This is a genomic window from Cellulomonas sp. P24, assembly GCF_024704385.1.
Classification (GTDB): domain Bacteria; phylum Actinomycetota; class Actinomycetes; order Actinomycetales; family Cellulomonadaceae; genus JAJDFX01.
This window is the reverse complement of record NZ_JAJDFX010000002.1, coordinates 998389-1019488: the sequence shown is the minus strand read 5'-3', so window position 1 is coordinate 1019488 and position 21100 is coordinate 998389. Positions and strand designations below refer to the sequence as shown.

At 69.9% G+C, this 21100-nt stretch carries 20 protein-coding genes; 11 read left to right on the top strand and 9 right to left on the bottom strand.

The window, feature by feature from the left end; all coding sequences use genetic code 11:
- Positions 1-129: 129 nt before the first annotated feature.
- From LJB74_RS04815 to LJB74_RS04810, 3 genes are read right to left on the bottom strand one after another with little or no spacing between them, the layout of a single operon-like run.
- Positions 130-870, bottom strand: a complete 741-nt coding sequence (locus LJB74_RS04815) for a response regulator transcription factor (protein ID WP_259307455.1) — start codon at positions 868-870, stop codon at positions 130-132.
- Entirely contained in the window at positions 867-1229 is a 363-nt protein-coding gene (locus LJB74_RS20590) for a sensor histidine kinase (protein WP_396125217.1), read from the bottom strand. Before LJB74_RS20590 ends, LJB74_RS04815 begins: the two co-directional genes overlap by 4 nt.
- A 40-nt stretch (positions 1230-1269) precedes the next feature.
- Positions 1270-2112, bottom strand: coding sequence for a histidine kinase dimerization/phosphoacceptor domain-containing protein (locus LJB74_RS04810; RefSeq protein WP_310650809.1), 843 nt, complete (start codon positions 2110-2112; stop codon positions 1270-1272).
- A gap of 160 nt (positions 2113-2272) precedes the next feature.
- On the opposite strand from LJB74_RS04810, the gene LJB74_RS04805 reads away from it, so the two are divergent.
- A complete protein-coding gene (locus LJB74_RS04805) occupies positions 2273-2965 on the top strand; it encodes a response regulator transcription factor (RefSeq protein WP_259307454.1) in 693 nt (230 codons plus the stop codon).
- Between the two features lie 3 nt (positions 2966-2968).
- Entirely contained in the window at positions 2969-4330 is a 1362-nt protein-coding gene (locus LJB74_RS04800) for an ATP-binding protein (protein ID WP_259307453.1), read from the top strand.
- Between the two features lie 97 nt (positions 4331-4427).
- Here LJB74_RS04800 and LJB74_RS04795 read toward each other — a convergent pair whose 3' ends face one another.
- The gene (locus LJB74_RS04795; protein ID WP_259307452.1) at positions 4428-4982 is read right to left on the bottom strand and encodes a GtrA family protein; all 555 of its coding nucleotides are present in this window, start codon (positions 4980-4982) and stop codon (positions 4428-4430) included.
- A gap of 53 nt (positions 4983-5035) precedes the next feature.
- On the opposite strand from LJB74_RS04795, the gene LJB74_RS04790 reads away from it, so the two are divergent.
- Positions 5036-6238, top strand: coding sequence for a 5-(carboxyamino)imidazole ribonucleotide synthase (locus LJB74_RS04790; protein WP_396125119.1), 1203 nt, complete (start codon positions 5036-5038; stop codon positions 6236-6238).
- Complete coding sequence (purE, locus tag LJB74_RS04785) at positions 6235-6795, top strand: 5-(carboxyamino)imidazole ribonucleotide mutase (RefSeq protein ID WP_259307451.1); 561 nt, start codon at positions 6235-6237, stop codon at positions 6793-6795. Before LJB74_RS04790 ends, purE begins: the two co-directional genes overlap by 4 nt.
- A gap of 74 nt (positions 6796-6869) precedes the next feature.
- Here purE and LJB74_RS04780 read toward each other — a convergent pair whose 3' ends face one another.
- The 3 genes from LJB74_RS04780 to rfbB form a co-directional block, all read right to left on the bottom strand.
- Complete coding sequence (locus tag LJB74_RS04780; protein WP_259307450.1) at positions 6870-7793, bottom strand: LCP family protein; 924 nt, start codon at positions 7791-7793, stop codon at positions 6870-6872.
- A gap of 470 nt (positions 7794-8263) precedes the next feature.
- Entirely contained in the window at positions 8264-9442 is a 1179-nt protein-coding gene (locus LJB74_RS04775; RefSeq protein ID WP_259307449.1) for an LCP family protein, read from the bottom strand.
- A 157-nt stretch (positions 9443-9599) separates the two neighbouring features.
- On the bottom strand, positions 9600-10595 hold the full coding sequence (gene rfbB, locus LJB74_RS04770) for a dTDP-glucose 4,6-dehydratase (RefSeq protein WP_259307448.1): 996 nt from the start codon (positions 10593-10595) through the stop codon (positions 9600-9602).
- Positions 10596-10798: 203 nt separating this feature from the next.
- Here rfbB and LJB74_RS04765 point away from each other — a divergent pair, with 203 nt between their 5' ends.
- The 7 genes from LJB74_RS04765 to LJB74_RS04735 all read left to right on the top strand — a co-directional run bounded on the left by LJB74_RS04765 (position 10799) and on the right by LJB74_RS04735 (position 18823).
- Positions 10799-12547: an N-acetylmuramoyl-L-alanine amidase gene (locus tag LJB74_RS04765; RefSeq protein ID WP_259307447.1), complete on the top strand. Its 1749-nt coding sequence runs from the start codon at positions 10799-10801 to the stop codon at positions 12545-12547.
- A gap of 37 nt (positions 12548-12584) precedes the next feature.
- Complete coding sequence (locus LJB74_RS04760; RefSeq protein WP_259307437.1) at positions 12585-12812, top strand: hypothetical protein; 228 nt, start codon at positions 12585-12587, stop codon at positions 12810-12812.
- 101 nt (positions 12813-12913) lie between these two features.
- A complete protein-coding gene (locus tag LJB74_RS04755; RefSeq protein ID WP_259307446.1) occupies positions 12914-13423 on the top strand; it encodes a phosphatase PAP2 family protein in 510 nt (169 codons plus the stop codon).
- Between the two features lie 7 nt (positions 13424-13430).
- The gene (locus LJB74_RS04750; protein ID WP_259307445.1) at positions 13431-14300 is read left to right on the top strand and encodes a decaprenyl-phosphate phosphoribosyltransferase; all 870 of its coding nucleotides are present in this window, start codon (positions 13431-13433) and stop codon (positions 14298-14300) included.
- A gap of 35 nt (positions 14301-14335) precedes the next feature.
- The gene (locus tag LJB74_RS04745) at positions 14336-15553 is read left to right on the top strand and encodes a lipopolysaccharide biosynthesis protein (protein WP_259307444.1); all 1218 of its coding nucleotides are present in this window, start codon (positions 14336-14338) and stop codon (positions 15551-15553) included.
- Positions 15550-17694: a hypothetical protein gene (locus LJB74_RS04740; protein ID WP_259307443.1), complete on the top strand. Its 2145-nt coding sequence runs from the start codon at positions 15550-15552 to the stop codon at positions 17692-17694. Before LJB74_RS04745 ends, LJB74_RS04740 begins: the two co-directional genes overlap by 4 nt.
- Positions 17684-18823: a glycosyltransferase family 4 protein gene (locus LJB74_RS04735; RefSeq protein ID WP_259307442.1), complete on the top strand. Its 1140-nt coding sequence runs from the start codon at positions 17684-17686 to the stop codon at positions 18821-18823. Before LJB74_RS04740 ends, LJB74_RS04735 begins: the two co-directional genes overlap by 11 nt.
- A 45-nt stretch (positions 18824-18868) precedes the next feature.
- Here the strand turns inward: LJB74_RS04735 and LJB74_RS04730 are convergent, their stop codons facing one another.
- Together LJB74_RS04730 and LJB74_RS04725 are read right to left on the bottom strand one after the other, a co-directional pair.
- The gene (locus LJB74_RS04730; protein ID WP_259307441.1) at positions 18869-20071 is read right to left on the bottom strand and encodes an ABC transporter ATP-binding protein; all 1203 of its coding nucleotides are present in this window, start codon (positions 20069-20071) and stop codon (positions 18869-18871) included.
- A complete protein-coding gene (locus LJB74_RS04725; protein WP_259307440.1) occupies positions 20071-20976 on the bottom strand; it encodes an ABC transporter permease in 906 nt (301 codons plus the stop codon). Before LJB74_RS04725 ends, LJB74_RS04730 begins: the two co-directional genes overlap by 1 nt.
- Between the last annotated feature and the right edge of the window lie 124 nt (positions 20977-21100).

The following is a 21100-nucleotide window of genomic DNA, read 5'->3' as shown; positions in this document are numbered from 1 at the left end:
GCGAGGGGCGGACGAGCCCCCCGCGGTGTCACCTCGACGCTAGGCGTCCGCTGTGGAGAGGGGCATCGCGCCGGAGGGGGGTCCGTCGCGCGCCCGCGTCATCCCGTGGTCTGACCTGGCGGCGGCGTCTCACGTCCCCGGTCGGACGAGACCCGTCTCGTAGGCGACGACCACGGCCTGGACCCGGTCGCGTGCCCCGAGCTTCGCGAGGATGCGGCCGACGTGCGTCTTGACGGTCGCCTCGGCGACGAACAGGTCCTGACCGATCTCCGTGTTCGAGCGCCCCCGGGCCATGAGGACGAGGACCTCGCGCTCGCGGTCGGTCAGGGTGGCGAGCGCCGCCATGGAGCCGGAGGCGGCGGGCTCCGGCACCGCGGGAAGGACCGTCACGAGGTGCTCGAGGAGCCGTCGGGTGCTCGACGGCGCGATCACGGCGTCGCCGGCGTGCACCGTCCGGATCGCGGCGAGCATCTCCTCCGGTGGCGCATCCTTCAGGAGGAACCCGCTCGCACCGGCGCGGATCGCCTCGAGCACGTACTCGTCGAGGTCGAAGGTCGTCAGGACGATGATGCGCGGTCCGGGATGCCCGGCATCCCGGCTGCCGAACGCCTCGGTGATCGCCGCGGTCGCGCTCAGTCCGTCCATCGTCGGCATCCGGACGTCCATGAGGACGACGTCCGCCATCCCGGCCGGATCGGTGGTCAGGGGGCGGGTGAGGGCACGGACGGCCTCGGCCCCGTCACCGGCCTCGAGGACGACGGTGAGGTCGGGCTGGGAGTCGATCACCATCCGGAAGCCCGCGCGGACCAGCTGCTGATCGTCCACGAGGGCGACGCGGATCGGTCCCGGGGCGGTGTGCTCGGCGGTCATGGTGCCTCATCTGGGTGATCGGGTCGGTCGCTGCCGACCGTGGTGGGGGACGGAGGGAGCGGGAGCTCGGCGTGGACGCGGAACCCGCCGCCAGGACGCGGCCCCGCCGTCAGGGTGCCGCGGAACATCGCCGCGCGCTCGCGCATGCCGAGCAGCCCCTTGCCGGCTCCGTCGGACTCGACCGCAGCTCCTCGCCCGTCGTCGCTCACGTCGAGGACGAGGGTGGTGGGCAGCCACTGGACCAGGACCGTCACCTGCGGGTCGGGACCGGCGTGCTTGAGCACGTTCGTGAGGGCCTCCTGGCAGATGCGGTACGCGCTCAGCCCGGCGCCCGGGGGCAGGATCCGGGGCGAGCCCATCTTCACGACGGAGACTCGCAGGCCGCTGGCACGCACCTGGTCAACGAGCGCGTCGAGGTCCTCGACGGCGGGTTGCGGTCCGGGGGAGCCGACCCCGACGGCGGTGGGGGGCGTCGTCGCTGCGCAGGACGCCCAGCAGGCGGCGCATGTCCGCGAGGGCGGCCCGTCCGGTCTCGCCGATCGTCGTGAGGGAGCGGACCGCGGCACCGGGGTCCGTCTCGGCGGCGTACCTGCCCCCGTCGGACTGGGCGATGATCACCGAGAGCGAGTGCGCGACGATGTCGTGCATCTCGCGGGCGATCCGGCTGCGCTCGGCCGCCGTGGCGATCCGGCCCTGCTGGTCGCGCTCGACCTCGAGGCGCTCGGCGCGGTCCCTCAGGGCGCCGATCATCTCGCGTCTCGAGCGACGGACGAGGCCGAACGCCCAGGCGGCGAGAGCCGCGGTCCCGGTGAGCACCGCGGTGAACGCCGCGGCCGCCAGGCCGCTCATGGTCGAGTCCACGACGAGAGCGAGCCCGAGCACCCAGGCGCCGAGAAGCGCCGACCCGATCGCGGTGCGGTGCGCCCAGCGCGGTCCGTGCACGGTCACCGAGTACAGCGCGACGAGCACCACGAGGTCGGTCGGGAGGATGAGCGGGATGCCGAGGAGGAGGTGGAGGAGACCGACCGCGTACACGGCGACGACCGACGCGACGGGGCGCGAACGACGCCACGCGAGGGGGACGACGATCGCGATCGTCCACAACCGGGCGACCGATCGCGAATCGCCCTGGATCGCGCTGGCGACGGGGAGCATCAGCAGGAGCAGCGCGGCGGTACCGACGGCGTCGATCGGGAAGCGGTGCGCCTCGCCCCACCGGCTCGCCCGCTCCCACCACTGCATCGCACCAGCCTAGGGACCGGAGACGGCGCCGGCATCGGGCCCTGGTCGCACAGGTGGGTGCGACCTGAGGGGGACGACGTGGCGCGTCCGTGGCGCACACCACGCAACTCTCCGGGTCTCCGGGCGTGTCTCAGGGCAGTTCGTGACCTAGCATGAGCAAATGACCCACGTGCTGCTGGCCGAAGATGATCCAGCCATTGCCGAACCTTTGGCGCGCGCCTTCGGGCGTGAAGGATATGACGTGCAGGTGCAAGGAACGGGTCAAGGCGCGATCGACCACGCGGGGCACGCCGACCTCATCGTCCTCGACCTCGGGCTGCCGGACATGGACGGGCTCGACGTCGCGCGGGCGATCCGGAGCCAGGGGCTGACCACTCCGGTGCTCGTCCTGACGGCGCGCGCCGACGAGGTCGACCTCGTCGTCGGGCTCGACGCCGGCGCCGACGACTACGTGACCAAGCCGTTCCGCCTGGCCGAGCTGCTGGCGCGCGTGCGTGCGCTCCTCCGCCGCACGGCCAGCGAGCTGGACGACGAGGACGAGGTCGAGGCCCAGGACGTCCGCGTCGACGTCGCCGCGCACCGCGCGTTCCAGGCGGACCGCGAGCTCCACCTCACCGCCAAGGAGTTCGAGCTGCTGCGTGTCCTCGTCGCAGCAGCCGGCACGGTCGTCGCCCGCGAGACCCTCATGCGCGAGGTCTGGGGGTCGGACCCGAACGGGTCGACCAAGACCCTCGACATGCACGTCTCGTGGCTGCGTCGCAAGCTCGGCGACGACGCGAACGCGCCTCGCTACGTCAGCACCGTCCGCGGCATGGGCTTCCGCTTCGAGACCGGCGAGCACGAAGGGAGCTGACGGGTGCGTCGCCGCATCCTTCAGGCGACGATCGCGGCCGTCACGGTCGCGGTCATCCTGCTCGGCTTCCCGCTCGCGTTCTTCGGCGCGCAGTTCGTGCGGGAGAACGACCTCCAGGAGCTCGACGCGCGTGCCCAGACGGTCGCGAGCATCGTGGACTTCCGGCTGGAGCAGGGCATCGACCCGCGCGACTCGTGGCTCAAGCCGTACGTCGGTGGTGGCGGGTCCCTCGTGGCCCACGTCCGGGTCGTGGCCCAGGGAACGATCCTCGACGCGGGTCCGAACTTCTCCGGCCGGACGGTGTCCGCCAGCTACACCTCCGACTCGGGCGCGATCGTCATCCTCACCGTGCCGTGGTGGGACCTGTTCTGGTTGAGCTCGCGCGTGGTCGCCCTGGTCGTCGCGGCCGCGATCGTCGCGTTCGCGGCCGGCATCGCGATGGCGATCTGGCAGGCCAACCGGCTCACCGCGCCGCTCGTGTACCTGGCCGCGTCCGCCGAGCAGCTCGGCTCGGGGCAGGTACGACCTCATCTCGAGGCCTCCGGGGTCGAGGAGATCGACCTCGTCGCGGCCGAGCTCGGACGGAGCTCGGACCGCATGGCGGAGCGGCTGTCCGCCGAGCGGCAGTTCGCGTCGGACGCGTCGCACCAGCTCCGGACGCCCCTGACGGCCCTGTCGATGCGGCTCGAGGAGATCTCGGCCGCGAGCGACAACGAGCTCGTCCGCGACGAGGCGCGGATCTCCCTCGAGCAGGTCGAGCGACTGGTGACCGTCGTCGACGACCTCCTGATGAGATCCCGTCGTGCCCAGGGTGGGACCACGGAGCCGCTGTACGTCCTGGACGTCGTCCACCAGCAGCAGGAGGAGTGGACGCCGTCGTTCGTCGCGGCGGGTCGCGACCTGCAGATCGACGTGGACCCTCAGGCCCAGGTGCTCGCGACACCGGGCGCCCTCGCGCAGGTGCTCGCGACGCTGCTCGAGAACTCCCTGGTGCACGGCGACGGGGTCACGACGGTGCGTTCGCGGCCCAGCGGGCCCGGCGGTGGTCTCGTCCTGGAGGTCGGGGACCAGGGCGCGGGCGTGCCCGACGAGCTCGCTCCGCGGATCTTCGAGCGCGAGGTCACCTCGGGCAAGGGCACCGGGCTCGGGCTTTCTCTCGCCCGGGACCTCGTCGCGGCCGACGGAGGGCGCCTCGAGCTCGCCCAGCGCAGACCGGCTGTGTTCGCGGTGTTCCTGGCGGGTGCGCCCCACCTGCTCGATCCGGAGCTCGTCGCCCCGCGCACCGTGACGGACGACGACGCCGTGCCCGAGGACGGCGAGCCGCGGCGCCGGCGAGGGCTGTTCGGCCGGCGTCGGCATGGCTGAGGGTGTCCGGGACCTCCGCGCGTTGACGGACTGAGGCGACGGACTGAGGCGACCGGTCGAGGCCCGTGCCGACGAGCAGGCGCAGGCTGCCGTCAGCTCAGACGGGTGCGCTGGTGGAGGACCCGCCGACGAACACGAACCGTCGGTAGGCGACGTAGCGGAACGCCGTCCCGAGCAGGAGACCGACACCGTTCGCCGAGATGTTGTCCGCCAGGGCCGAGCGCAGGTCCAGGACGTAGTGCGAGAAGGCCAGGCAGCCGACGCCGATCAGCAGGCCGCCGATGTTGACCACGGCGAAGCCCATCAGCTCCCGCGTCTTGGTGTCGGTGCGACGGCCCTGGAACGTCCAGTACCGGTTGCCGATCCAGGCGACGATCGTCGCGAGCGACACCGAGACCACCTTGGCGGTCAGCGGCTTGTCCGCCATGAGCCCGCCCGGCCCGAAGCGCAGCAGGTTGAACACCCCGAGGTCGACCACGTAGGCCACGGCACCGACCGAGCCGAACCGGGCCAGCTCGATGATCCGCGCGGTGAGCGCCCCGTACTTTCCCGTCAGCAACCGTGCTCGCAGACCGGGCCGCACGAGGGGCTCCATCGTGAGGGTGGCCTCCGGTGAGGTCGGCGCAGGGCTGGGCGGCTCGATCGTCGTCACCGATTCAGGGTAGCGCCAGGACCTGTGCTCCGACTCGACTACGCTCACAGGTTGTGGCGGCTCCGGTGGTGGCGGTGGTGGGCGGCGGTCAGCTCGCCAGGATGATGGCACCCGCGGCGGTGGCCCTGGGAGTGCACCTGCGCGTGCTCGTCGAGGCGACCGACTCGTCCGCGGCACAGGTCGTCCCGGACTCCCCGGTCGGCGCCGCGAGCGACGACGTGGCCATCCGCTCGCTGGTCGAGGGAGCGGACGTCCTCACCTTCGAGCACGAGCACGTCCCGAACGCCCTGCTCCTGGACCTGCGGGGGCACGGGATCCCGGTACACCCCGGCCCGGAGGCGCTCGTGCACGCGCAGGACAAGATCGTCATGCGCCGACGGCTCACGGAGCTCGGCCTGCCGTGCCCGCGCTGGGCCGAGATCCCCGATGCCGCGTCCCTCGACCACTTCCTCGTCGAGGTCGGCGGCACGGCCGTCGTCAAGACCTCACGCGGTGGCTACGACGGCAAGGGTGTGCGCGTCGTGCACTCGGTCGAGGACGTCGCCGACTGGTTCGAGGCGGCGTTGGACGGGCCGGCGCTCCTCGCCGAGGAGAAGGTGGCGTTCAGCAGGGAGCTCGCGGTGCTCGTCGCCCGGTCCCCGTCCGGGGAGATCCGCACCTGGCCGGTCGTCGAGTCGATCCAGGAGGACGGCGTGTGCTCCGTGGTCGTCGCGCCGGCCCCGGACCTCCACCCGGCGGTCGAGGAGCAGGCGAGGCAGGTCGCGACCGCCGTCGCCGAGGGGCTCGGCGTCACCGGCGTGCTGGCGGTCGAGCTCTTCGAGGTCCCCGGGGCGGGAGGGGGCGAGGGCTCGGTCGTCGTCAACGAGCTGGCGATGCGCCCGCACAACTCCGGTCACTGGACGATCGACGGCTCGGTGACCAGCCAGTTCGAGCAGCACCTGCGGTCGGTGCTCGACCTCCCGCTCGGGGACACGTCGGCGCGGGCGCGCTGGACCGTGATGGCGAACGTGCTCGGTTCCACGAGGTCCGAGCTGACGGATGCGCTCGCCGAGGTGAGCCTCGCGGACCCGTCGGTCAAGGTCCACCTGTACGGCAAGGGCGTGCGGCCGGGCCGCAAGCTCGGCCACGCCACGGCCACGGGCGACGACCTCACCGACGTCCGGCGACGGGCCGAGGCAGCCGCCGCGATCATCCAGGGCGAGACGTCGACCGTGCCAGACTCGACGGTCACCGACACCGAGGGGGAAGACTCATGACGGATGTGCAGCCAGGACAGCCGGTCGTCGGCATCGTGATGGGCTCGGACTCGGACTGGCCCGTCATGCGGGCAGCCGCCGAGGCGCTCGCGGAGTTCGACGTCCCGGTCGAGGTCGACGTGGTCTCCGCGCACCGGCAGCCGGACAAGATGATCGCGTACGGGCGCTCCGCCGCCTCGCGGGGCCTGCGGGTCGTCATCGCGGGCGCGGGCGGGGCGGCGCACCTGCCCGGGATGCTCGCGTCCGTGACCACGCTCCCGGTGATCGGGGTCCCGGTTCCGCTCGCCTACCTCGACGGGATGGACTCGCTGCTGTCGATCGTGCAGATGCCCGCCGGAGTGCCGGTCGCGACCGTGTCCGTCGGCGGCGCGCGGAACGCCGGCCTGCTCGCGGTGCGGATCCTGGCCTCCGGCACCGACCCGGAGTCCGCGCGCCTGCGATCCGCGATGGCGGACTTCCAGGACGGGTTGCGGGACCAGGCCGCTGCCAAGGGGGAGCGCTTGCAGGCACAGACCGGCGTCGGCCACCGTGCGCAGACGACGGGGTTCAGCGTCTGACGGACGAGAGCAGAGCCTGACGGGTCAGGGTGTCCGCCCGGCCCCGTGCCGCGCTCGGGGCGGTCACGCAGCCCTCATGACGTGGGGACGCCGCCGACGGGGCCTGCCGGTTGGGTTCCGTCGAGGATCGCGCTGAACAACGTCGCGTTCCTCTCCGCGTCGAGCTCGACGGTCGACCCGACGTTGCCAGGGCGGTAGTCCATGTTCTTGATCCAGGGCGTCCCGGTGATGCCGGACGGTCCGGTGGCTCGCCGGAAGTCGAGAGCGAGACGCGCCAGGTCGACGATCCCGGTGCTCCGGTCGACGGCGAGTGCCCCGGTACCGGCCGAGATCAGAGCGACCTGCTTGCCGGGCTGGAAGAGCAGCGCCGGCGACTCGACCTTGTGGGTGATCGCGGCGATCAGCTGTCGCTGCCGGTCGGCACGGCCGATGTCACCGCGAGGGTCGGCGTACCGCATCCGGACGAACGCGAGTGCCGTGACCCCGTTCGCGACGTGGCACCCGGCGGTCCACATGAGTCCGCTGTTCTTGTCGGCGACGTCGTAGTCCAGGCAGAGGGGAACGCCGTCGACGGCGTCGACCACCTTCTCGATCCCCGCGAAGCCGACCTCGACGTAGTGGTCGATCGTGATCCCGGTGAGCTTCTCGACCGTCTTGACGAGCAGCGGGGCACCGCCCCAGGCGAACGCGGCGTTGAGCTTGTTCTTCCCCTTGCCGGGGATGTCGACGTAGGAGTCCCGCGGCAGGCTGATGAGCGCTGCCGGCCCGCTCGCCGGGACCTGGAGCAGCATGATCGTGTCGGTCCGGGCTCCGACGGTGCCGTCGTTCCCGATCGTCCCGTCGGCGCGCGAGTCCGAGCCTGCCAGCAGGTAGGTCGTCCCGGGCGTCGGACCGGCGCCCGAGAGGGCGTCGATGTGCTGGATCTTGCCGTTCGCCCAGGCGGTCAGCCCGATCGGCCAGGCCAGGAGGAGGACGAGCACGACCGCGGCGACGAGCACGATCCGGCGGCGTCGCCGGCTGCGTGACGCGCCTCGAACCGGGCCCGATGCCCCTGACCGGGTCCCGGTCGGAGGTGTGCCGAGACCCTGGCGGGCGCCCGAGGACCTCCCCGGAGGGACCCGCGTCGCCGGCCGCGCTGATGTCGCAGCCGGTTCGCCGTCGCGTGCGCGGACCGCGGGCGGCGTGGCGGTCTGGCGGGCCGGCGGAGCCGGACGGGTGGGCCGCCCCACCACGATCGCGTCCTCACCGGGGACGGGCCGCGCGGCAGGGGACGCCTGGGGGGAGAAGCTCGGTGGTGGGGTCGACCGGCTGCCGTCCGGGCGTGGCACGGATGGCCGGCTGGACGAGGACCGGATCGGGGGTCCGGCTGCGGCGAGCCGGCACGTCTCGGGGCCGGCTGTGCCGACCCGCCCGGTCGGGCGTGGCTCCCGGATGTGCCGTCCGGACGAGGGCTGTCGCTCATCGTGGCTCAGCCGCACACGGCGGTGACGTCGTCAGGGGTGAACGCTTCTTTGCCGGCAACCTTGGTCTCCGCGGTAGTCGGGGTGTCGCTGACCGTGCCCGCGGACGTGCCTTCGGGCGCGTCCGCTGCGGTCCCGGAACTCGTCGAGTCGGTCTGTGCGGCGGCGGTGACGATCGACCGGTCCGACGCCATGTTGGCCCAGATGGTCGCTGCGGCAGACGTCCAGACGACCTGGTTCGGGTCCGGCCGGTAGCTCGTGAACGGCACGGTCATGAACGTGATGTTCCCGCTCGGGATGTCCTTGAGGCTGAACGCGAGGCCGGCCATGTTCGTGATCGACGCGAGCTCCGGGTTGGCGGTGACCGAGCTGGTCGCTGCGTCGAGGAACCGGAGGAGCTGGCCGACGTCCGTGAGGAGGTTCTTCGAGAAGACCTCGCGGGCCGTCGCGGCCAGGAGCTGCTGCTGGCGCCCGATGCGATTGGTGTCAGAGCCGTCACCGACGCCCGTCCCGGTGCGGGCGCGGGCGTACGCGAGCGCCGTCTTCCCGTCGAGGGTCTGGTAGCCGGCGCTCAGCTTCAGGCCGGCCTTGGGAGAGTCCATCGCGTTCGGGATGCAGATCGGGACGCCGCCCAGGGCATCCACCATGCGGATGAACCCGACGAAGTCGACGACCACGAACCCGTCGATGCGCACGCCGGTCAGCGACTCGACGGTCTTGATCGCGCACGCAGCAGCCGATGCGGTGTCTCCACCGGTGTCGGCACCGATGGCGAACGCTGCGTTGAACCGCGCGCTCTGGGGCTTGCTGGTCTTGCCGTTCGTCATGGTGCACGCGGGGATCTGCACGTGCGAGTCCCGGGGGATCGACACCGCCTCGACCCGCTTCCGGTTGGCGGAGATGTGCAGCACGATCGTCGTGTCGCTGCGCATGCCCTCGACCGAGCCACCGATCGCGCCGTTCGCGCCGTCGCGCTCGTCCGACCCCATCAGCAGGAGCGTGACCGGCGAGCCGCTGCTCGGGTCGTTCGGGTCCGGCGCCGCGCTCGACGTCGGCCGGTCGGCGCCGAGGAGGCCGGTCACGTCCGCCGAGTCGATGTTCCCCTGGAACCGCGAGTACGCGGTCGCGAATCCGCCCGCACCGAACGCGAGCACGGCGGTGAGTGTCAGTGCGACCGACCTCAGCACGTGGTGACCGCGAAGGTTCCTTGCGTGACGCACCGTGCTCCGGCCGGCTGCTGTCGCATGACGGGTGGGCACCTCGGGATCTTATGTCGGCGGCACACAGGAAAGACGGTGCCACGTCGATGAAGCCGTGGAGGACGTGTGGAGAACGGCGAGCGGGTCAGCGGCCCAGCTGCGCGTACTTCGCCTCGGTGGCCTCCTTGCGCGGCCGCCACCACGCCTCGTTGTCGCGGTACCACGCGACCGTCGCCGCCAGCCCGTCACGGAAGCTGCGGTAGCGCGGCTCCCAGCCGAGCTCGGTGCGCAGCATGCTCGAGTCGATCGCGTAGCGCATGTCGTGGCCCGGTCGGTCGGCGACGAGGTCGTACGCGTCCGTCGGGAGCCCCGAGAGCTCGAGGATGAGCTCGACGACGTCGCGGTTGTTCATCTCCCCGTCGGCGCCGATGAGGTAGGTCTCGCCGGCACGACCCCGGTCGATGATCGCCCAGACGGCGGTGTTGTGGTCCTCGACGTGGATCCAGTCACGGACGTTGAGACCCTGTCCGTAGAGCTTGGGCCGGACACCGTCTATCACGTTCGTGACCTGGCGCGGGATGAACTTCTCGACGTGCTGGTACGGGCCGTAGTTGTTCGAGCAGTTGGAGATCGTCGCCTGGATGCCGAAGGACCTGGCCCAGGCACGGACGAGGAGGTCGCTCGACGCCTTGGTCGACGAGTACGGGCTCGACGGGTTGTACGGGGTCGACGCGGTGAACCGCTCCGGGTCGTCGAGCTCGAGGTCGCCGTACACCTCGTCGGTGGAGATGTGGTGGTACCGGACCCCGTGCTTGCGCACGGCCTCGAGCAGCGTGTACGTCCCGATGACGTTCGTCCGCACGAACGGCCAGGGGTCGTGCAGGGAGTTGTCGTTGTGCGACTCGGCGGCGAAGTGCACGACGACGTCCGCGGCCCCGACCAACCTGTCGACGAGCGGGGCGTCGGTCACGTCGCCCTCGACGAACGTGATCGCGTCGGCCACCGGGGCCAGCGAGGCGCGGTCGCCGGCGTAGGTCAGCGCGTCGAGCACGGTGACCTGGACGTCGGGGCGCTCGCGCACCGTCAGCTGGACGAAGTTCGAGCCGATGAAACCGGCTCCGCCGGTGACGAGCAGACGCACGGGAGGCCTCCTGGGCTGGGGACGTGTCGCGGACGAGCGTAGTCGTCCGGCCCGGATCGTCGCACCGGAGACAGCGGGATGAACCGGAACAAAAGGTACAGCCGTCGAGGTAATCGACTTGACTCGCCCCCAAGAACTTGACCGCCGCAGATCTCCAACCGAGACTCAAATGAAACGTCTTCCTCCAGGGTCTGGAAATTCTCATGTTGTTTAGGCTCGTTGTCGCGATCGCGGTGCTGTTCGCGGGACTTCCCGCCAGCGGCGGCGTCGACGCCGCGATCCCCCCGCGAGTCGGTACCGGAGTCGTCGCTACCTCGGGCGTCTCGACGCGCGCGGTCGTCGACTCGTCCACCGCAGCCACCCTCAAGCCGACGATCGACGAGCGGGACGTCGTCATCCCCGCGGCGAGCGCGGCTGCGACGCCAGGCGACGTCGCCGCGCAAGCCGACGACGGCCGGATCGTGACCGACGAGGAGGGTGGCACCGGCCGGGTGGAGAGCGCCGTCGTGGAGACCGGCGCCTTCCAGACGATCGGTCTGACCTGGCCCGCCGGAGAATCGGTGGCGCATCTCGACGCCGAGGTACGGACCAGAGCCGGTGGTGTCTGGTCCGGCTGGCAGGCCCTCGCACCGGCAGACTCCGAACCTGATTCCGGGACAGCGGAACGCGCGCACGCCCGCTCCGGCACCGATCCGGTGTGGGTCGGAGAAGCGGACGCCGTCCAGCTCTCCTTCGCGGACGCGGCACAGGGTGGACCCTCGGGACTGAAGCTGGCACTCGTCAGCTCGCCCGAGGTCAGCACCACTCAGACGGCGGCGGCAAGTGGACCCGCGTCGTTCAGCAACGCCGTGTACTCCACGTCCACCGCGCCGACGGCGGTGGTCACGCCGCAACCGACGGCCTCGCCGACCACCACACCCATCACGACGCCTCCGACGGCGGTGACCACGCCCGTGCCGGCGACCTCACCGGCCACCGCGCTCGCGCCGACGATCATCACCCGCGCCGAGTGGGGTGCTGCCCCTCAGGCCTGCACCCCCGACGTGGCGACACGGTTGGTCGGCGCTGTGGTGCATCACACAGCGGACTCCAACAATTACTCGACGGTCGCACAGGCGGAGCAGCAGATTCGCAACGACCAGGCGTACCACATCAATACGTTGGGGTGGTGCGACATCGGCTACAACTTCCTCGTCGACAAATGGGGAAACATCTACGAGGGCCGTGCGAACAGCATGGTGGAGCCTGTCGTCGGTGCACATGCCGCCGGGTTCAACACCGGCACCGTCGGGGTGGCGATGCTCGGGAACTACTCGACGCTGACGCCCAGCACTGCGACCCAGGCTGCGGTCGCTGAGGTGATCGCGTGGCGGCTCGCGGCGTACGGCGTCGACCCGTCCGGGTCGATGAGCTATACGACAGCCGGTGGCAGCGACAAGTACGCGGCGGGGACGACCGTGACGTTGCAGGTCATCTCGGGGCACCGAGACGTCTACCGCACGGCGTGCCCCGGGGATGCCGGGTACGCGGTCCTGCCGACCATCAGGACCTTGGCGGCGAAGGGCTTCGCCTACGCCCAGCGCTACGTCGAGTCTCAGGCTGTGGTGAAGTCGTTGTACCAGGACGTGCTGGGTCGTGGGGTGGATCCGGGTGGTCTGTCGACGTGGACGTCGGCGCTTGCCGGGGGGATGACGGTGCCGCAGCTGGCGACGGTGCTGGCGACGAGTCGTGAGTACGCGGATGAGACGGTGGTGCGTGACTACCAGCAGGTGCTGGGGCGTGCGCCGGATCCTGGTGGGATGAGTACGTGGACGGCGGCGCTGATGAATGGTGCGGTCCGTTCGGAGGATCTGAAGGTGATGTTGTTCTCCAGCCCGGAGTTCGTCGCGAAGTCGGGGGGGACGGCGCAGTCGTTCGTGACGGCGTTGTACCGGGGGGGTGCTGGGGCGTGATCCGGGTCCGTCGGAGGTCTCGTGGTGGTCGGGGACGGTGACGTCTCAGGGCACGTTCTCGGTGACGTTGGGGTTCTGGAGATCGTGGGAGTCGGCGTTGCAGCGGGTGAATGCGGCGTATCAGGTGTATCTGGGGCGTTCGGCTGATCCCAGTGGGTTGTCGTCGTGGGCGCCGGTGCTGCTGGCGCAGGGTGAGGGTCAGCTGCGTAGCGCGCTGGTCGGGAGCCTGGAGTACTGGAACCGGGCCCAGACCCGCTTCCCCTGACCCGAACGCCCCCCGACCACCGCAGCCGGACCGGGTTTCACAGATAGGGTGCTCTAGCGCGCCCGGACCTGGGCGTCGGCGATCGTGAGGAGCACGAGCAGGTGGCTGTGACGCACGCGGAGACGAGCGCGATGGTTCGGTGGCAGCGCGTTGCGGGCCGAGCCCCATGGCCTCAGGTCGCCCGCGGGTTGTCGGCGTTCGGCGAGCACTCCCTGGGATGGGTCGCTCTCGGGGTCGTCGGCGCGATCGTCGACCGCCGACACCGCACGACGTGGGTCGACGTGGGCATCTCGGCGTTCGGAGCGCACGCGAGTGCGGTCGTGCTCAAGAGAGTCGTCAGACGTCGGCGTCCGAGCGACCCGCGGGTCCAGGTGCTGACGCCGACCCCGTCCGATCTGAGCTTTCCGTCCGCCCACGCAGCATCGACCACCGCGGCGGCTCTCGCCCTCGTCCCTCTGGTCGGGCGCCCGGCTGCGGTGGCGACGGCGGCGACGATGGGCCTCGCGAGGGTTCTCCTGGGCGTCCACTACCCGACGGACGTCGTCGCAGGCGCTGCGCTGGGACTGATCACCGTGCGGGTGCGCAGACACCTGCGCGGACGAGAGTGGTAGCGGCACGATGAACTCTCCTCGAGCCTTGATCAAGGCGATGCGTCCGCGCCAGTGGGTCAAGAACGTCCTCGTGCTCGCCGGTCCCCTCGCTGGTGGGATGCTCGGCATGGCGAGCACGTGGACGGCGATCCTTCTCGCCTTCGTGACGTTCTGTCTTGCGAGCGCGGGGATCTACCTGATCAACGATGTGATCGATCGAGAGGCTGATCGTCTCCATCCGGTGAAGCGGAACCGCCCCATCGCCTCCGGTGCGGTGAGCGTGCCCGTCGCCCTGGGCGTCGGAACTGCCCTGCTGATCGTGTCGCCCTTGCTCGCCGTCCTCCTGGGGCACGGGACGCTCGGAGTCGTCCTCGGCGTGTACTCGCTGCTCCAGCTGAGCTACTGCCTCTGGCTCAAGCACCAGGCCGTGATCGATCTCGCCGTCGTCTCGTCAGGGTTCCTCCTGCGGGCAGTCGCCGGTGGCGTCGCTGTCGGCGTGCCGCTCTCCATGTGGTTCATGCTCGTCGCGGCTTTCGGCTCGCTCTTCATGGTGGCGGGCAAGCGCTACTCGGAGATCAAGTTGCTGGGGGAGGGGCAGAGCCTGACGCGGAAGAGTCTCGAGGCCTACTCTGCGAGCTACCTGCGCTTCGTCTGGGGAATGGCCGGCTCCGCGACGATCGTCTTCTACTCTCTGTGGGCGTTCAGCCTGGTCCGGACGGTCGAGTTCATCCCTCAGGTGTCGATTGCGCCGTTCGTGATTGCCCTGATGAGGTACGCGGTGGACATCGACAGGGGGGGCGCAGGGGAGCCCGAGTCGATCGTCCTCGGCGATCGTGTTCTTCAGGTCCTGGGAGCCTTGTGGCTGTTGACATTCACCGCCAGCGTCGTCGTCGGTTGAGAGTCGCCACGCCGCCGCGATCGTCACCGCTCTGGGTGGCGATCGGGACCGCGTTCTCCGGTGCGGCATCTTATGTGCTGTTGGTGATGACGGCTCGCGCGCTCGGTCCCGCTCGGTACGGGGACTTCTCGTACTTCTGGGCCGTGATCGTGGTCGTGTCGCTCGGACTCTTCCTCCCGATCGAGCAGGTCGTTGCCCGGCGGTTGTCGCGGTTGGACGCACCTGGCGTCGGGGGGCGACCGATCCTGAACCGAGGCGTGCGTACGGCTCTCGTCGTCGCGGTCGTGAGCAGCGCGGTCGTATCGGTGTTCTGGGTCAGCCAGCGAGGGTGGTCCTCCAGCGAGCTCCTTCTTCTCGGCGCACTCGGACTCGGTGTCATCGGCTTCGTCATCCAGTTCCCGGGGCGCGGGGCGCTCGCCGCATCCTCGAACTTCCGAGGGTACGCAGCTGTGGTCTCTGTCGATGCCGGTCTGCGACTGGTGATCGTGATGCTTCTCTGGGGCGCCGGCGTACGGTCGGCAGCGCCGTTCGCCGCCGCCGTCGGACTGTCGGCGCTCACGTGCGGCGTCCTCGCGCGCGTGCTCGGGAGCCGGTCGCTGGGACGCGCCCCTGTGGTGGAGGACCCCGTCGGACTCGGCCGCGAGGCCGGGCGACTGATCTCCGCGGCCGTGTCCATGCAGCTCCTTCTCAACAGCGGTGTGCTGATTGCGGTCTCCGTGAGCACGGCGAGCGAGTCGGCATTCGCCGGCCATCTGGTTGCGGTGCTGACGATCGCACGCGTGCCGGTCTTCGTGTTCCAGTCGGTGCAGGCGTCGTACCTGAGCAAGATCGCGCTCCGCTCGCACCGGCGAGACATCGCCGGACTCCGTCGCGTGCTTCTCGCTCTGGCGACCGCAGTGGGCGGTATCACAGTCCTGACGATCGTCGGCGCCGCAGCAGTGGGCCCGCAGGTGATCCGGCTGATCTACGGCCCGTCGTACGAGTTCAGTCGCGTCGGGGTGGTCTTGGTTGCGCTCGGTGTCTGCGTATATCTTGCTGCAGCGGTCGCCAATGACGTGGCCGTGGCCATCGGCGCGCACTCGCACGTGCGTGGCGCGTGGTTCGCCGGGGTAGCGGCCGCCGCTGTCGTGGTCGCGAGCGTGGATGACCTGCTCCTGCGCTCGACACTGCCGCTGGTAGTGGGTGCAGCGGTTGCCGGGGCCGTTCTCGCGTCGCCTGTCATCCGCAGCGTCCGCTGGAAGGTAGAGCCTTGACCCAACTCGTGCTGGTCGTCGTCGCTGCCTGGCTGGTCCTCTGGGTCATCGGCCTCGTGGTGCTCGCTCCGCTGCGGCGCGTGCACCGAGACGTTCTGCTGCCTGCAGCCCCGGTGCTCGGCGCTGCGCTTCTGGTGGTCGTCCTGTCCACCACCTCGTGGCGGCTCGACGTGCCCCAGGGGCTGGCGGTCGTGGCCGTCCTCTCGATCGTGCTGGTGGCCGTGTCGGTCCGGCGCGGTCGGCGCCCGTGGGACGTCTCGGTCCGTGCGCTCGCGTTGAGCGCTGCCGTCGCGGGGATCGGAGCCATCGGCGCGTTCGTGGCGCTGACACCGAACCGGTGGGTCGGGGACGCCAGTGTGGTCCTGCCCAACGAGAACAACGATGCGTTCTTCTACCTCTCCGAGGCGTCGTGGCTCACCGGACACCCGTTCTCACCGGTGCCGACCCCCGGTGCGGTTCCCGGTGCCGGCATCGGAGGTCCGGCCTTCGGTCCGATGCTCTCCGCACTGAGCAGCCCGCTGCGGATCGGCCAACCCCTCGTCCACGCCGCACTCGGCACCATCTTGCGGGTCGACGAGCTGCATTCGACGATGCCGGTGATGGGGCTGTGGGTGGCGGCGGTCGCTGCCGCGGCCTTCGTCGCCGCGCGGCTCCTCCGCGTGCCGCTGGCGATGAGCCTCGGCTTCGCGGCGGTCTCGACGACCTCGGCGGTACTGATCCAGCAGGCGTTCCAGCAGAACATGGACTCGCTGCTGGGTGTGTCCCTGGCCCTCCTCGCAGGAGCGGCGTGTCTTGCGGCCGTCGAGGCGAGGATCCCGATCTGGCCGGCGGCGCTCCTCCTCGTCGGGCTGGCCGGCGTGTACACCGAGTACGCGCTCTACGTCGCCCCTCTCATCCTGATGGGTGTGGTCGTCCGACGGCGAGGCGCGTACCGCGCGGCCGGACTGCGCGCTCTGAAGGTGATGGGGCTCGCGGTGCTCCTCTCCCCGACGATCTGGTACCGCGGGGTCGGTGCGCTCCTCGTCAACCGCAGCGGGGACTCGTGGGGTTCACCGTTCTTCAGCGACGGGAACTACACGGCGTTGGCACGGGTGGTCGGGACGGCGCCCATCCAGGGACCGCCCGGCGCGGGCCGTGCCACGTTGCTGTTCGCTGCGCTCATCGCGCTCGGCTGTCTGTCTGCCGTGATTCTCGACCGGCATCGCGGCGGATGGCTGGCTCTTCTCGGGGTCGGGGTCGGGTACGTGGTCTTCCTCACCGTGGAGGGGCGTGGCTACACGCAGTTCCGCGCCGTCATGCTCCTCATGCCGCTCGTGCTGCTCACCTCGGTCGTCGGTTGGAGCGCTCTGGTCCGTTCGCTCTTGCGGCGGCTGCCTCCCCGGGCCCCGATCGTCCGTCTCGGACTGGTGGGTGCAGGTCTCGCGATGGTGGCGATGTGGGCAGGGCTCAACATCCGTTCCGCCGTCGGCGGGCTCGACCCGGCGCTGATCGAACGGCGGCACGTGACCGCCGACTACGCGCAGGCCGACAAGTGGGTCAACGCGCTGGGCGGTCGCGAAGGGACGGACGTCACCGTCATGGTGCCGGAGATGTTCGCCCAGCTCTGGACGACGTACGCGCTCCGGAATGACGAGCTCGTCTCGTACGTGAGCCTGCGCCCTGACTACTCGGGACTGACGAGCTACTGGGCCGGGGAAGCCGACCGGTACCTGCTCGTCGGCCCTGGTGCGGTGATCGACGCGGCTCCGCGAACCGTGGTGGACTCCAACGCGACCCTCAAGCTGCTGGACACCCAGGCTGGATCGGTGATCGCCGTCAGCCCGCTCGACCTCGCGGAGTGGGGTCCGCACACGGACAGCCAGGGTGTTCTGACCGGGCCCTCGGTCGCGCACTTCAGCGTGGAGCGCTCCCCGTCCGCCGGCACGCGTGTGGGGTTCACGTTCTCGGCACGAGGTGCCACAGGGCCGGTGCCGGTGCACGTGGTCGTGAAGGAGACAGGCCAGGAGTTCACCGGCGATGCGGGCCCCGGCGCGGCGCCGGTCATGGTGACTCTTCCTGCGAGTCGTACGGCGACCCTCACGGTCTCGCTCGACCCGCAGTCGTACCCGCTCTCTCTGATCGGAGTCTCACATGCCGCGTGATCCCGAGTACGACGTCGTCGTCGCCCTGAACTACTACGCGCCCTATGTCTCGGGAGTGACCGAGGCCGCGCGCGTGACGGCTGAGGGTCTCGCTGCGACCGGCAAGCGCGTCCTGGTCATCGCCGGGCACCACGACCCGTCGACTCCCCGTCGCGAGCACCTCAACGGTGTCGACGTCCTACGGACGCCAGTTGCGCTCAGGATCGGAAAGGGGATCGTCAGCCCAGGATTCGTCCCGACGGTCGTTGCGCACGCGCGCCGCGCCCGATTGCTGCACCTGCACCTGCCCATGCTGGAGGCCGGGCTCATCGCGGCGGCGGTCCGGCGCACCCCGATCGTCGTCACCTACCAGTGCGATGTCACGCTTCCGTCGGGGGCCTTCAACGCAGTGCAGACCTGGACCCTGGACCGCTCGCACGCGGTCGCACTCCGCCGCGCAGATGCCGTAGTCGTGACGAGCGAGGACTATGCGCGGTCCAGTCGGCTCTGGAAGGCGATGGCAGGTCGGGTCCACTCCGTTCCCGCTCCGGCTGTCGACCGTGCCGGCGGCACACCGTCCTTCCGTCGGGGGAGCGGACTGCACGTCGGTTTTCTCGGCCGGATCGTCGAGGAGAAAGGGCTCGAGTACCTGGTCGACGGCTTCAGGGCGATCCCCGATCCCGAAGCGCGGCTGCTCATCGGCGGCGACTACACGTCGGTCGCCGGGGGAAGCGTCGTGGACAAGGTTCGGGCCCGGATCGGTGATGACTCGAGGATCTCGATGCTGGGATTCCTTGCGACCGAGGACCTCCCGGACTTCTACGCGTCGCTCGACGTGTTCGCGCTTCCGTCGGTCAACTCGCTCGAGGCCTACGGCATCGTGCAGGTTGAGGCGATGATGCAGGGCGTTCCGGCGTTGTCCTCCGATCTCCCGGGGGTTCGGATGCCGGTGCTGGACACCGGTTTCGGCCGGATCGTGCCCCCTCGAGACCCGGCGGCGATCACGGCTGCGCTCCTTGAACTCTCAGACGAGAGCTTCGACCAGGCAGAGTGCGCTCGGGTGGCGAGGGAACGCTACTGGGCGCCTGCCATCATCGAGCGCCATGTGGCGCTCTTCGACTCGCTGTACCGAAGCCCTCGGTCGAGGTGACTCGCGCGGCCCGGTGGATGGCACGGGCCGTGACACGCGAGCCAGTCATCTATCTGACGGTGTCAGGCTCGTCCGCAGGTGCACGAAGCCGGTCTCCTGACCGTCGCCGGTCAGGGTCAGGGTTGCACCCTCGAGGAGTCGGTGAACCTCGGCCCCCGTTCGGGTCGCGACAGCACCGTGGAACGTGTAGGAGCCCTCTCCTACGTTGATCGCAGGGATCGCGAAGTCGTAGGTGGCGCTGCCGCGCAAGGTCGGCAGGGGAGTATTCAGCAGCTTGCTGTTGGTGCCGTAGATGGTCTGGCCGGCGGAGTTCTCGATCCCGAAGCCGAGGATCCAGTCGTCGAGCGTCTGGTCGGCTCGTACATGGACGCGAACGGACATCGGAGAGCCGACCGCGAGCTCCCGGACCGCCGTGCCGTCACTCAGCACCTCGATACCCTCGATCTGGGCGCGAGGAACCTCTGGCAGGGAGCTCACCTCGGCCGCCTGCTGGCGCTCGATCTCCTCGTGGCGTGAATGCTCGAACTCGGACCGAAGGACGCGCAGGGCATCCCGCGGTGAGCCGTCCGCGATCACCCGGCCGCTCTCGAGCACGACGGCGCGGTCGCAGATCTCGGCGACGGTGTCCAGCGCATGGGTGACGAGGACGATCGTGCGCCCTTCATCCTGGAAGCCACGGATGCGGTCCATGCACTTGCGCTGGAACGGCTCGTCTCCGACGGCGAGGACCTCGTCGACGAGCAGGATGTCGGGGTCGACGTGCACCGCGACGGCGAACGCCAGCCTCACATACATGCCGGACGAGTAGAACTTGACCTGTGTGTCGATGAACCGCTCGATACCGGAGAAGTCGACGATCGCATCGAAGAACGAGTCTGTCTGCTTCCGCGTCAGGCCTTGGAGCGAGGCGTTCAGGTAGACGTTCTCGCGGCCGGTGAGGTCCGGGTGGAAGCCTGCGCCCAGCTCGAGAAGCGCGGCGACGCGGCCACGCAGTCGCACGGAGCCGGAGGTCGGCTGGAGGATTCCCCCGATCATCTTGAGCAGTGTGCTCTTGCCGGACCCGTTGGGACCGATGAGGCCGATCGTGCTTCCGGCGTCGATCGTGATGTTGACGTCGCGGAGGGCCCAGAACTCGTCCTTGTGCAGCGCAGAACGCCGTGCGTTGACGATCCGCTCCTTGAGCGACTTGTCCTTGCGGATGACGAAGCGCTTGGAGAGGTCGGCGACCTCGACGACGGGCGTGCTCATCACAGCTCCTGGGCGAAGTTGCTCTGCAGTCGCGCGAACACTCGCTGGCTGAACCAGAGCAGGACGATCGAGACGACGAAGGTGAGGGCCAGGGTTCTCCCGAGATCCGCGGGGAACGGCTGCCCGTCACCGGATACCCAGAACGCCTTCTGGAACCCCAGGCTCACCTGGGTCATCGGATTGGCGAGGTAGACGGTCTCGAGCCAGGTGCCGCCGATCTGCTTGGACACCTGCGCCCACGAGTAGACGATCGGTGACGCCCACATGAGGATCATGAGCATGATCTCGACGAGGTAGGCGATGTCCCGGAGGTAGACGTTCAGGGCAGAGAGCAGGAGCGCGAGGGCCGCGGCGAAGGGCAGCACGACGGCCATCGAGAGGACGAAGAACAGCCATCGCTCGCCGGTCGGGAAGCGTCCCAGCACCGCGGTCGCGCCGATGAGGACGCCGAGCTGGATCGCGAAGTTGAAGAGCGCCGAGCCGATGACGGAGAGCGGGAACAACTCCCGTGGCACGTAGACCTTCTTGATGAGGCCGGCGTTCCCGACGATCGACCCGGTGCCGATGATGACGATGTCGCTGAAGAGCTGCCACGCCGTCAGGCCCGCGAAGATGAAGATCGCGAAGTCCGGCACGGAACGCGCTGCGCCGAGGAACTTGCCGATGGCGACGTAGTACACCAGGAGCATCGTCAGCGGCTTCGCGAGACTCCAGAAGAATCCGAGCGCACTGTCCTTGTAGCGGGCCTTGATCTCCCGGCGGGTCAGCTGTCCGAGCAGCTCGCGCCGGGCCCAGACATCGCGGATCGACTCGAGCGACCCGACGAAGAACCCTTGTCTCGGGCCTGCGGGGCGCATGGGCTCCGCGGCAAGCTCGCGGGTACGCACCTCGCGCTGGTGGTCCATCGTTCTCCCGTTCTCGGCGGATCGTCGGCACGCCGAGCACAATCGGCGCCGTAAGACTACGCGCTTGTCCTCATGCGAGGCCCATCGTCGCCGATACCGAGGGTGAGACACTGGCGACACCGCA